The organism is Ensifer sp. GW821-FHT05G01, assembly GCF_059419585.1.
This window is the reverse complement of the sequence record NZ_JBWKSC010000002.1, coordinates 39,921-52,012: the sequence shown is the minus strand read 5'-3', so window position 1 is coordinate 52,012 and position 12,092 is coordinate 39,921. Positions and strand designations below refer to the sequence as shown.

General features: G+C 61.8%; 10 protein-coding genes. 9 read left to right on the top strand and 1 reads right to left on the bottom strand.

What is annotated here, in order from left to right:
• The first annotated feature begins 159 nt into the window (after positions 1-159).
• The 6 genes from AC07UR_RS06065 to AC07UR_RS06040 all read left to right on the top strand — a co-directional run bounded on the left by AC07UR_RS06065 (position 160) and on the right by AC07UR_RS06040 (position 7,691).
• A complete protein-coding gene (locus AC07UR_RS06065) occupies positions 160-1,944 on the top strand; it encodes an IucA/IucC family protein (RefSeq protein WP_209789290.1) in 1,785 nt (594 codons plus the stop codon).
• Positions 1,928-3,664, top strand: a complete 1,737-nt coding sequence (locus AC07UR_RS06060) for an IucA/IucC family protein (RefSeq protein WP_209789288.1) — start codon at positions 1,928-1,930, stop codon at positions 3,662-3,664. The genes AC07UR_RS06065 and AC07UR_RS06060 overlap by 17 nt, the downstream gene beginning before the upstream one ends.
• Positions 3,661-4,941, top strand: a complete 1,281-nt coding sequence (locus AC07UR_RS06055; RefSeq protein ID WP_209789286.1) for an AMP-binding protein — start codon at positions 3,661-3,663, stop codon at positions 4,939-4,941. The genes AC07UR_RS06060 and AC07UR_RS06055 overlap by 4 nt, the downstream gene beginning before the upstream one ends.
• Positions 4,938-6,248, top strand: a complete 1,311-nt coding sequence (locus AC07UR_RS06050) for a DUF6005 family protein (RefSeq protein ID WP_209789280.1) — start codon at positions 4,938-4,940, stop codon at positions 6,246-6,248. The genes AC07UR_RS06055 and AC07UR_RS06050 overlap by 4 nt, the downstream gene beginning before the upstream one ends.
• Complete coding sequence (locus tag AC07UR_RS06045) at positions 6,245-7,093, top strand: sugar phosphate isomerase/epimerase family protein (RefSeq protein ID WP_209789278.1); 849 nt, start codon at positions 6,245-6,247, stop codon at positions 7,091-7,093. The genes AC07UR_RS06050 and AC07UR_RS06045 overlap by 4 nt, the downstream gene beginning before the upstream one ends.
• Before the next feature lie 436 nt (positions 7,094-7,529).
• A complete protein-coding gene (locus AC07UR_RS06040; RefSeq protein ID WP_173421493.1) occupies positions 7,530-7,691 on the top strand; it encodes a hypothetical protein in 162 nt (53 codons plus the stop codon).
• A gap of 80 nt (positions 7,692-7,771) precedes the next feature.
• On the opposite strand, the gene AC07UR_RS06035 is transcribed toward AC07UR_RS06040, so the two are convergent.
• Entirely contained in the window at positions 7,772-8,422 is a 651-nt protein-coding gene (locus tag AC07UR_RS06035; RefSeq protein WP_209789276.1) for a YceH family protein, read from the bottom strand.
• A 267-nt stretch (positions 8,423-8,689) separates the two neighbouring features.
• Here AC07UR_RS06035 and AC07UR_RS06030 point away from each other — a divergent pair, with 267 nt between their 5' ends.
• The 3 genes from AC07UR_RS06030 (at position 8,690) to AC07UR_RS06020 (ending at position 12,060) form a co-directional block, all read left to right on the top strand.
• Positions 8,690-10,018 (top strand): hypothetical protein, encoded by a 1,329-nt coding sequence (locus AC07UR_RS06030; RefSeq protein ID WP_327795823.1) that lies wholly within the window; start codon positions 8,690-8,692, stop codon positions 10,016-10,018.
• A gap of 243 nt (positions 10,019-10,261) precedes the next feature.
• Entirely contained in the window at positions 10,262-10,966 is a 705-nt protein-coding gene (locus AC07UR_RS06025) for a GntR family transcriptional regulator (RefSeq protein WP_209789274.1), read from the top strand.
• Between the two features lie 131 nt (positions 10,967-11,097).
• Complete coding sequence (locus AC07UR_RS06020; RefSeq protein WP_209789272.1) at positions 11,098-12,060, top strand: dihydrodipicolinate synthase family protein; 963 nt, start codon at positions 11,098-11,100, stop codon at positions 12,058-12,060.
• The last annotated feature ends 32 nt before the right edge of the window (positions 12,061-12,092 follow it).

The following is a 12,092-nucleotide window of genomic DNA, read 5'->3' as shown; positions in this document are numbered from 1 at the left end:
TCCTGCGCCAAGCCCATCCACCTCCACGGGCGGCTGACAGACCGTGCGTGACGCACACCGCGCCGACCTAAGCCAAATCACCACGAAAATTCAATGCGTTGCGCCTCCCACGCGACGCGATTGCGCGACTTTGCATGTCGCGTGCCGAGGATTGAAAAAATGAAATCGTCTAGGCAAATCGCAGAAACTGCGACATTTCAAAGCTTCGCCAACTGCTACCTCCGCGAGGTCAATCCCGGCGTGCCGGTGATGCACCGGACCGCTGGCGGCGCCTGCGACAGCATCGAATGGTCGCTTCCCCGCCAGCAAATGATGCTGCGTGTCGAGGTCACATCATCGTCTCTTTGCGGCCCGCTTCACTTCGGCAGGGCCTGGGGGCGCCATGTCTCCGAACCGTCGTGGCGGCCGATCGAGCTGATGTCCGCCCTTCATATGTTGGTCCAGGCCGCCTATCGCCAGGACGATGGCGGCCAGACGGATGCGCTGCGCGGCTTCGAACTCGAGCTCCTGATCCGCGTGCTCGAAAGCTACCAGCAGACGGCACTCTACCTCGACAGGACGATGCCCACTCAAGAAGGCGTCGATGATTTTCTCGAGGGCGAGCAGTCGCTCGTCTTCGGGCACTGGTTGCACCCGACGCCGAAGAGCCGACAGGGCATGAGCTACTGGCAGCAGGAGAGCTACGCGCCGGAACTGCGTGGCCAGTTCAGGCTGCAGTATTTCGCGGCGAAGACGGCCCATGTCCGCCACGCGTCCTCGCGCCCGATAGAGGCGCCGGACATCGTGCGCTCCCTGTCCAGCCTCGATGCGGCAGATCTCGGCCTTGCCGGTGACGAATGCCTGTTGCCGATGCACCCGCTCCAGGCGGAAGCCCTGCTCCTCGACCCGCGCATTCAGGCGATGCAGCACGCCGGCATCCTGCGTCACCTCGGCCCGGCGGGTTCCCCCTTCAGCGCCACGTCCTCCGTCCGTACCGTCTATGGCGCGAACGAAGACTGGATGCTGAAATTCTCGCTGCCGGTTCGCATCACCAATTCCGTCCGTCTCAACCGCATGCAGGAGCTGGAAGCCGGCGTCGCCATGGCCCGGCTGATCGACCGCATCGGTTTTGCCGGGCGCTCGGCCAATTTCCGCATCATCCAGGATCCAGCCTATGTCACGCTCGATCTGCCGGGTGAAAGCGAGAGTGGCTTTGAAGTCATCCTGCGTGAAAACCCCTTCGCCCACGGCAGGGGGCAGGGCGTCATAACCGTGGCGGCGCTGACGGCCGACCCGTTTCCGCAAACGCAATCGAGGCTTGAGACGCTCCTGCGCATGCTTTCGATCCGCGACGGAGAAGCCGTTGCCGACGTCAGCACCGCCTGGTTCCAGCGCTATCTCGATTGCGCCGTCGAACCGCTGATCCGCCTCTACGACGACTATGGCATCGCGCTAGAGGCGCACCAGCAAAACAGCCTGCTCGACGTCGGCGCCGGCTACCCCGCCGTCAGCTACTATCGCGACAATCAGGGTTTTTATCTCTCCGAGCGCTATCGTAGCCTGCTGTCGGCCCACGTTCCGGAAACCGAGACGATCCCGTCACTCTACTTCCCCGAAAGCGAAATCCGCGACCGCTTCGCCTATTATCTCATTGTCAATCAGGTCTTTTCCGTCATCAGCCGCATGGGCCATGACGGGCTTTGCGACGAAGGTGCGCTGCTCAGGATGCTGCGCAACCACTTGGAGCAGTGCGCGCTTTCGATGACTGGCGCTGGACGCGACTTCGCAAGGCACGTGCTGGACCTGCCGACGATCGCATCCAAGGCCAACCTGACCACCCGGCTGTTCAATGTCGACGAACTGCAATCCGACCACGCGCCGATCCTCTATCGCCCCGTTGCCAACCCATTGCGGGCGCCGGCGGCACTGACGGCAGCAAGGACAACCCATGCCATTGCCTCTTGATATCAAGGGACGCCCTGACGATCGGGTGCTTCGGCAGCTCGTCGCCGCCCTCTTGTTCGAAGGCATCGTCGAAGCACATCGAAGTGACGGCGACGGCACCACGCATTTTCGCTGGACGCTCGGCGACCACGACTTTCGGTGCGACGCCATCCTCGGTGCATTCGGGCGAATTTGGCCGTTGCCGGGATCCGTGCAAATGCGGGAAAGCGACGGAAACTGGAACGAGGCGTCACTCCCGCTTGTGGTTTCCTCCCTGCCCGGCACCGGCATCACCCGGGCCAAGCTCCTGAACGAGATGAACCAGACGATTGCCTTTTCCGAGTGGAACGATCGCCATCTGATCGCCCGTCCCCGGCGAGAAATGTCCTTCGCCGCGCTCGAAGGCACCATTGACGAGGGGCATCCTTATCATCCCTGCTACAAGGCGCGCATCGGCTTCTCCGACGACGACCATGCGCTCTTCGGCCCGGAGGCAGGCCAGCCTTTCCAGCTCGTCTGGCTGCTCGTCGCCCGCCGCCATCTGCGCCAGGCCCTTCCCGACAGCGAAGACGCGTTCTGGCAGGCAGAACTCGGCACGGAGACCTGGTCGTATCTTCAGGGCATGCGAGAGCAGCTCGGCGCATCCGCCCAGGAATTCGGGCTCATACCCCTGCATCCCTGGCAATGGCGCAATCTGGGCGAGACGCTCGCCTCCGGCTGGATCGCAGCCGGCGAGGCCCATTGCATTGGCCCTGCCGGCGACCGCTATACGGCCACGCAATCGGTACGCTCCTTGCTCAACCGGGATCGACCGCTGGCGGCCAGCATCAAGCTGCCGCTCAACATCGTCAACACATCCTCGCGGCGCATCCTCGAACCGCACTCGGTGTGCACGGCGCCGGTCATCTCACACTGGATTGGCGAGATCGTCGCTTCAGACCCAGTGTTTCGGGACGACTATCCGCTGACCATCCTGCAGGAATATGCCGGGATCATCGCCGATGCCGATGAACCGCTGGCGGGCCAAGTGGGCGCAATCTGGCGCGAGAGCGCGGAGGCGACGCTCAAAGCCGGAGAAGCCGTCATTCCCTTCACCGCGCTGATGATGGTGGAGACCGACGGACGGCCCTTTGCCGACGACTGGATCAGGCGCTTCGGGCTGATGCCATGGCTCAACCGGCTGCTCGAGGTCGCCGTCCTGCCGGTCTGGCATCTGCTCGTCCATCACGGCATCGCCGTCGAGGCCCATGGTCAGAACATGCTGCTCGTCCACCGCGACGGCTGGCCGGTGCGGCTGATCCTGCGGGATTTTCACGAGAGCATCGAATTTTCGCCGGACTTCTTGCGCGAACCGGAAAAGGCACCGGATTTTTCATCCCTGCATCCGTCCTACCGCGACGCCGAGCCCGACCAGTTCTACTGGACGGACAACCTGGATTCCCTGCGCGAACTGGTGATGGACACCCTGTTCGTCTACAACTTGAGCGAAGTCAGCCACCTTCTCGCCCATTGCTACGCCCTTGGTGAACCGCTGTTCTGGCAGCGGGTCGAAAACCTGCTGTCATCCTACCCGCACAGGTACGGCATGGCTGCCAGGCAGGCGCAGCTCGGCCACGACAGGCCCGAAATCATCACCGAATCCCTGATGACGAGGAAGCTTCTCGCACGCAAGCCGGAGTACCACCACGTGGTGCCCAATGCGCTCGTCGCGGACAGACTTCAACGAAGGAGAAAGCCATGATCCGCATCGACGACAGGCTCTATGACCGCGCCTATTTCGACGAGACATCCGCACGGCTTGCCGGACAGATCGGCCTGAAAGACCGCGACGACGGTCGCTATGCGGTCTGCTTTACAGAGCCCGCCGACTGGCTGGCGCTGTTCTTCGCCATCCGCAAGGCCGGCGCCAGCGTCTTGCCGATCCATCCGGGCACGCCCTATGCCGCAGCACGCAAGCTGGCGATCGGTGCCGGTTGCGACCGGCTGTTCTACAACAGCCTGACGGCGGAAGTGCTGGAACGGCCGGCGAACGTCTCGCCCGTCGGTACGCTGCTGCAGATGAGTTCCGGCACGACCGGCGCGCCGAAATGTGTGGCGCGAACCTGGCAGGACATCGACGCCGAGATCGAAAGCTATATCACCGCCTTCCGCGAGCCGGTGGACATGACCCCGATCGTCGCCTGCCCGACTACCCATTCCTATGGCTTGATCTGCGGCATCCTTGTGGCGCTGAAGCGCGGCCAGACGCCCGTCGTCGTCAACACCGCCAATCCGAAATACCTCCTGAAGATCCTGCGCGAAACAGAGCGACCACTGCTCTATTCCTCGCCGGCGATCCTGCACACGCTGGCCCGGCTCCTGCCGGAGGGCGAACAGATCCACGCGACGATGACATCCGGCACGCTTCTGCCGGACCCATGGTTTGCCCAGATCCGGGCGAAGAGCCGACACATGTTCCAGCAATATGGCTGCTCGGAAGCCGGATGCATCGCCATCAATCCTGACGTGACCGCCGCCGGCGACATGGGGTTCGTGCTGCCGCATCTTCTGCCACAGACTGGCAGCAGCGCCGAGGATACCGGCGAAATCGTGGTGACCAAGGACGACGGCATCGCCATCCACACCCGCGATCTCGGCTATCGCCGCGGTGACGGCATGCTGGTCTTCGTGTCGCGCATGGACGACATGATCAATGTCTCCGGTCTCAACGTCTATCCCCGCGACGTTGAAGATGCGGTGATGGCGATGCCCGAGGTTTCCGATGCCGTTGCCTTCCGCATCGGCGACCGCTTCGCCGGCGAACGTGTCGCGCTTCTGTTCAGTGCAGAAGAAACCGTGGCACCGCAGGCGATCCGCGAATGGTGCAACAAGCACCTCGCCGGCCATCAGTTGCCGATGGACATCCGCCAGGTCGATGCCATCCCGCGCCAGGCCAATGGCAAGATCAGCCGCCGCGAGGTTGCCGCCCGGCACGCCGCCGGCGAGTTCAGCAAAACAATCGCCGGAGCAGCATCATGACCAGCGAAGAAACCCTGGAAGCAATCCATACGGTCCTCAGCGATCACATGATGCATCCGCATCTCGACGGCTTCGGTCCGGAAGCGCGTCTCAACGAGGATCTCTATCTGGATTCAGTGCTGATCCTGCAGATCTTTCTCAATCTGGAGCTGGAATACGGACTGAGCGTTCCCGAAGAGGCGATCGCGCGCCAGGACGTGCAGACGGTCGCCGACCTCGTCGCCCTCTACCAGCCGAAGGCGGCAGCGACAGTCATCCCGTCGTTTCCGATGACCGGCGGTACGACCGACGAAGGGGTGCACGGTGAAGCCTATTATGACATCAAGGTGCATTGCTTCGTCAGCTGCGTCTGCGACGGGCTGAAGCGCCGGGGCCTCGACCACCGGCCGTTCTACTTCGGTGTCTGGGACGCGAAATTCGCGCTCAGCGACCGCTTCCAGCTGCTCTATCACGCACCCGAAATTAGCCAGGAATTCTTCCGTGCGTGGTTTCAGCGGCTCTACGGCGTCACCGTCCGCGAGTGGTACGACCCCGACATCAGCAAGAGCGACAACCTCGCGGTTATGCTCGATCTCGTCCGTCGGCGCCCGGACACCGGCTCCGTCATGGTCATGCTCGACATGTTCCACCTGCCGGAGCGCGAGAACAAGTTCAACCAGAACCCCTTCCCGCATTACCTCATGCTGCAGGAAACCGTCGATCCGGATACCTGGTTCGTGCACGACCCCGATTATCGCTGGGAAGGCGAGATCACGCGCGACAAGGTGGTCCATGCGGTCATGCAGCCGACCGTCGGCGGCGGCTATGTCTTCGACAATGCCGAGGCGCACGCGCCGGCCGCTGAAGACCTCAAGGCTTTCTTCGAGGCGTGCTTCATCAGGGACAACAATCCGCTGGTCGACAGCATGCATCAGATCGTCACCGCCCATCTGGAAGGACGCGGCGGCATCGATCTTTCCGATCTGGCGGCGGCCGTGCGCGAACTGCCCGTCATCACCATCCGCAAATATGCCTACGAGCACGGCTTTGCCTTCTTCTGGCGCGCCTTGAAGCTGCCGGCGCGCGAATTCGAAGGCTGGTGCGACGAGATCGAGGCACTCGTTCAGGCGCTGAAGACGCTGCATTACGACTGCATGAAGCTGAGCCAGACCGGTGAGCGCGCATTGGCCGCCCCGGTTTTCGAGCGGCTGGCTGAAGCCGACCGGATCGAGGCGAAGCTGAAATGCAAGCTGGCGGAAATCTTCGATCTCTGGTGCGACCAGAACATTCCTGCTGACGCTCCCATGCTCAAGAGGGTTGCGCGATGAACATCTCGCTATGCACGATCACGTTCCGTCATCATCTGATGTCGCTTGGCGAAATCGCCGCCTGGGCGCAATCCAACGATTTCCAGGGCATCGAGCTTTGGGGCGCGCATGCGCGCAACCTGGCGCAACAACCCGACCGCAATGCCGATTGGCTTGATACGCTCGGATTGAAGGTGCCGATGCTCAGCGACTATCTGCCGCTCGATGGCGACCCGGAAACGCTCAGGCACAAGACCGTCGAGCTGTGCAGGCTCGCCCGCCGTTGGCGAACCCGCAAGATCCGCACCTTCGCCGGCAATCGCGGCAGTCTCTCCGTCTGCGAAGAAGAGCGGCAATTGATCGTTGACCGGCTGAAGGAGATATGTGCGATCATCGCGGGCTATGGCATTCGGCTGCTGGTCGAGACGCATCCGAAGACGCTGGCCGATACCGCCGCCTCGACATTGCGCCTGATCGAGGAGGTCGATCACCCAGCCTTTGCCATCAATTTCGATACGCTGCACGTCTGGGAAGGCGGCGACGACCCCATTGTCGTTCACCGCCAAATGAAGCAGCACATTCGCCACTACCATCTGAAGAACGTTCGTGATCGGTCGGATCTACAGGTCTTCGAGCCGGCGAACGTCTATGCCGCTGCCGGCAGCCGCGACGGCATGACGCCGTTGTTCGAAGGCACGGTCGACTATGTCGATCTTCTCCTGGAGATCGCTGACGGCGAACAAATCGATGCATCGCTGGAGTGGTTCGGCAATGATTGCCTCGACATCCTCAGGCGCGATCGCCGACAGCTGCGTCGCGTGATCGAGAGACAGGAGCCCGCTCGGCGCGCAATCAACTTTTCGTGATCGCACCGTCAGGGACCATCGCCCCTCAACGACGCACCCGACAAAAAAATGGCCCTGGCTAAATATGCCGGGGCCTATTTTTTGTTTGTTGTTTTCGTATGGAAAATTCCTAATCGATATCGTTTCGGAGCACCGAAATACTGCCTCGCCCGCATCTTAGCTCATTTTTGTCGTGAAGCGGACGAGCTGTGCTCTACCTCGCTACTGTGGCTGTCTTGCCGATGAAAATCAATCAACTTTTATGGGGTAATTTTTCATAGACCTGTGCTGGAGCATCGGGCATGAATCCAGTCTCCACACAGCCACGTCCCCCGTGGCGAGCGACGGAAAGATCGGCATTAGCTGCATCAGATCGCTAAAGAATCTGACAGCGGCGCAACCGCTCCAAATGGTCTTTTACGATGGTTGAAACCACGATCAAGAGGAGACGAAGACGATGAGCCAGAAAACCTGTGCAGCCTGCGACTGCGAACTCGATCAGAACAGCATCAAGGTCAAGCTTGGGGGCAAGACGGTGGAAGTCTGCTGCGAGGAATGCGCTGCCGCGATCGGCGAAGCGGAAGCCGCAAGACAGTCGGCCGCTCCCGCCGGAAAGTGATGAAAATTCCGGGCGTTTCGCGCCCGGAATTTTCATGGAGCACCAGCCCCGCGAAGCCAGGGATTGCTTGTTGCGGGCAATCAATTTTCCCTGAGGGCAGCAACTTCCGCCTGGAGTGTCGCCACAGTCTCTTCCAGAGTCCGCAGGCGCTGCTCCAGTTCGGAAAGACCGTTCCCGCCAAACGCGGCTGCACCTGGCGTGGCGACGGCCGTCTGGTCGACCTCGCCGCACAGGAGATGCGCAAACCGGTCCTCGCGCTGGCCGGCGCCACGGTTGAGCTGCACGATCAACGGCGGCCGGCGCCCGATCATCAGATCGAGATTGTCTTTCAGATCCTCCACCGACTGGAACCGCGCCATGCGTTCGCTGCGGGACCAGAGCTCGTAGGCGGTCTGCGGACCGCGCAGCAAAAGCAGCCCGAGCACGACGATTTGCGGCGAGGTCAGCGAAAAGCGGTTGGCGGCGAGGTGCTCGTAGCGTTCGACGCGCGACGCGAAGGCCTGTCGAACCAGGCCCTTCTGGGAGAGCGAGTTGAGCGCCCGATGCACATCCGCCTGTTCCAGCGCCATCACCGGATCGCGCGCCGTCTTCTGGTTGGCGGCGGAGTGGAGGGAGTTGAGCGTCAGCGGATAGACGTCAGGCGTGGTTTCCTTCTTCTCGATCAGGCAGCCAAGAACGCGCGCTTCGATCGCATTGAGTTCAGGGAAATCGGTGTCTGGATTGGTGTTCATAAGCTCACTCTTCACGGCACGAGTTCAATGGCAGCCCGGGTTCTCCGACCGGAATGATCCTTGCCCAGATCGTCCACCCATCTTGGGGCGAACGTTGCGAAATCTCCAGCCGGCCGAACCGCGTCCCTCGATAAACCGTTGCGCGACCAAGGCCAAGTTGCTTTGCACTTGCCATGGTCGATATGTGGTCGGCGGCGACCGCTGCCAGGCGCGAAGCAGGGGCCCATACGTCGCCTCGTTTTACTTCATCAACCAGGCTCAGGGCGTTTGATCGATCACGATTGCGCCGCAGTTCGCGTCGATACGGTGCCGGTCAATTTCAAGCTGATTCCACCCACTGCCCTCCCTTGCCTCACGTCGCCAGATCGCCAGCGGTTACCCAAACGGGACCGCCGCCGCGTCGCTCGGCGACAGCCCTCGAAACCAAGTTCACAGATGCCTCCCATGCCCCGTGTCACGAAAAGGGTCGTCCTGCATTTTCCGGGCTTTGAGCCCTTCGATGCGGAAGCACACCGCCTGCGTTATCAGCGTTCAGCACAACAAAGCGCCACGGCATGGGACTTCAGATCCGATGTCGGACCATTGGTCAGAACGAAACAGGCAGCGCATTTCGATGTCGATTGCGCCGGGTCGGACTGGCAGGCGTCGAGCCGCATCCATGTTTTCGATCACGATGTGCTCGTCGACGCCTTGAGCCGGCGGTCGTTGGCGCGTCGGCTGGCGGGGGGATTTGCCAGCGCGCTGCATGTGGCGTTCAACGGCGGGCTTTGGGGTTACTTTCGTCACGCCTGGCGCTTCGGCCTGTTCGCGCTGTTCCCCTTCCTGTTGGCCGGCCTGATGACGGCGGCCGCCCTTGTCGTCGCATTCTTTCCGCACTGGTTAGACCTCTCCTCCTGGAATCTCCTGTGGAGCGTGCCGCTGGCAGCGCTTCTGGTCAGGCAGGTCCTGCTGCCGTTCGCGGCGAAGTTCCACACGTTGCATCTGTTTGCCGACTGGGAAATGGCCGTTGCCTTGGCGAGACTGGATCGGCCCGATTTCAACCGCTGGCTCGAAAGCTGTGTGGACGGCGCCCGCGAAGCGTTCAGCGAAAACGCCGACGAGTATCTGATCAGTTCGCACAGCATGGGTTCAAGCGTCGCCGCGCATGTCATCGGCCTGTTGATCGAGCGGCACCCGGATATTCTGGCCGGCAAACGGGTGGTGTTCGCAACGCTTGGCGGCGCGATCCTGCAATGCGCGCTGATGCGGCCGGCACAAGCCCTTCGCGCCCGGATCGGGGCCATAGCGCGCGCCAAGGAGATCTTCTGGTTCGAGGTGCAGTGCCTGACGGATGTGGTCAATTTCTACAAGACGCGGACCGTCACGCTGGCCGGACACCCGCAGGAAAAGCAACCGTCCATCGCTTACATCAGGGTCAAGCACATGCTGTCGGCTGACCGCTACCGTAAGATCAGACGCAACTTTCTGCGCGTGCATCGTCAGTACGTCCTCGGCCCAGACGTTCGCGCATGCTTCGATTTTACCTTGCTGACCGCAGGTCCACTGCCGGCGGCGGCGTTTGCAAGCTTCTCGCGAACGAACATGCCGGTCCTTTGAGCTTTATGGCCATTGATCGTTGATGCCCGTGCCAGGGCCATCTTCGCCGGGCTGACGGCCAGCGCATCTCGTTTCGATTTCAACCGGCTTTTGCGGGCTTCGCGACGCCGGAGCGGTCGCGCGCGTCTGCATAAGGATCGCATCGCCTCGATCAAGTGACGGTCAAGTGACGGTCAAGTGACACGCGAGTTGATCCGAGGGGCCGGGAGAAGTATTTATCATGTCGACATAAGGATTCTCGACATGACCGACACCGATTCCAGCCCAACACTCGAGCGCAAGCGTGGCTCCGGCGTAAAGATGGTCTATGACCTTCTGCGTGACGAAATTCTCGATCTGGCGCTGCCGCCGGGCAGCCCGATCGACGAGGTCCAGCTTGCGGAACGCTTCAAGATGTCCCGCACGCCGATCCGTGAAGCGCTGGTGCGACTTGCCGGTGAAGGCCTGATCGACACGCTACCGAACCGATCGACGATGGTTTCGAGCATCGACTTTCTCAACATGCACACGTTCTTCGACGCACTCGTGCTGATGTATCGCGTCACGACGCGGCTTGCCGCGCAGAACCACCGGCCGGAAGATCTGCCGATCATTCGCGGCTTCCACGAAGACTATGCCGAAGCCATCAAGTCGGGCGACGCGCTGGCGATGATCGCCACCAATGCCGCCTTCCACGCGGCGATCGCAGAAGCCGGCCGCAATCCTTATTTCACCAGCCTTTTCCGCCGGCTTCTGGACGAAGGACGGCGCATCCTGCGCCTCTACTACCAGTCCTACGAGGAGCAATTCCCGCAGCGCTTCGTCGACGAGCACGCCGAAATCATCGCCGCGATTACAGCGCGCGACCTCGAGGCCGCCGACCGTCTTGGCAAGGCCCATGCCGAGCAGATCGTCCAGCAGGTGCAGAAACTCTTCGCCCGGAAAAACACGCTCGACATCGCTCTGTAGCGATCTTTGTATTTTTCTTGTCGACAAATAAAATACAAACAGATATATCTGATCTCCAGAGGCACGGGAAACGTCCGCCGCGGATGGCGCATACGAACCGTGCCGAGTGACCAAGCCGAGAGGAGTTTCAGATGAAGGCACAGATTTTCACCGGCGTCATTCCGGCGTTGATGACCCCCTGCAAGGAAGACCGCACCCCCGATTTCGACGCGCTGGTGCGCAAGGGCAAGGACCTGATCGCCCAGGGCATGTCGGCTGTCGTCTATTGCGGCTCGATGGGTGACTGGCCGCTTCTGACCGACGCACAGCGCATGGAAGGCGTCGAGCGCCTGGTCAAGGCCGGCATTCCGGTCATCGTCGGCACCGGCGCCGTCAACACCGCATCGGCCGTCGCCCATGCGGCGCATGCCGAGAAGGTCGGCGCCCAGGGCCTGATGGTCATCCCGCGCGTGCTGTCGCGTGGCTCGGTTGTCGCCGCACAGAAGAACCACTTCAAGGACATCCTGTCGGCCGCCCCGAGCCTGCCGGCAGTCATCTACAACAGCCCCTACTACGGCTTTGCCACCCGCGCCGACCTGTTCTTCGCATTGCGCGCCGAACATCCGAACCTCGTCGGCTTCAAGGAATTCGGCGGTGCCGCCGACATGCGTTATGCGGCTGAGAACATCACCAGCCGTGACGATGGCGTCTCGCTGATGATCGGCGTCGACACGGCGGTGTTCCACGGCTTCGTCAACTGCGGCGCGACCGGTGCGATCACCGGCATCGGCTGCGTGCTGCCGAAGGAAGTCATCCACATGTGCAATCTGTCGCGGGCAGCCGCCGAAGGCGACGTCGATGCACGCCTTCGCGCACTCGAGCTGGAACAGGCGCTCGCCGTGCTTTCCTCCTTCGACGAAGGCCCGGACCTGGTTCTCTACTTCAAGCACATGATGGTGCTGAAGGGCGACAAGGAATACACGCTGCACTTCAACGAGAGCGATGCGCTCTCGGACAGCCAGCGCGGCTACGTCGAAGCCCAGTTCAAGCTGTTCAACAGCTGGTACGCCGAGTGGAGCAAGCTCCCGGGCGCGGTCCAGAAGTACAAGGCCTGATCGTCCGCATCGGCCCTAAAAACAGAAGGCCC

Coding starts and splice junctions, on each gene's coding strand:
- AC07UR_RS06065 (WP_209789290.1), top strand. CDS start 160: ATGAAATCGTCTAGGCAAATCGCAGAAACTGCGACATTTCAAAGCTTC.
- AC07UR_RS06060 (WP_209789288.1), top strand. CDS start 1,928: ATGCCATTGCCTCTTGATATCAAGGGACGCCCTGACGATCGGGTGCTT.
- AC07UR_RS06055 (WP_209789286.1), top strand. CDS start 3,661: ATGATCCGCATCGACGACAGGCTCTATGACCGCGCCTATTTCGACGAG.
- AC07UR_RS06050 (WP_209789280.1), top strand. CDS start 4,938: ATGACCAGCGAAGAAACCCTGGAAGCAATCCATACGGTCCTCAGCGAT.
- AC07UR_RS06045 (WP_209789278.1), top strand. CDS start 6,245: ATGAACATCTCGCTATGCACGATCACGTTCCGTCATCATCTGATGTCG.
- AC07UR_RS06040 (WP_173421493.1), top strand. CDS start 7,530: ATGAGCCAGAAAACCTGTGCAGCCTGCGACTGCGAACTCGATCAGAAC.
- AC07UR_RS06035 (WP_209789276.1), bottom strand. CDS start 8,422: ATGAACACCAATCCAGACACCGATTTCCCTGAACTCAATGCGATCGAA.
- AC07UR_RS06025 (WP_209789274.1), top strand. CDS start 10,262: ATGACCGACACCGATTCCAGCCCAACACTCGAGCGCAAGCGTGGCTCC.
- AC07UR_RS06020 (WP_209789272.1), top strand. CDS start 11,098: ATGAAGGCACAGATTTTCACCGGCGTCATTCCGGCGTTGATGACCCCC.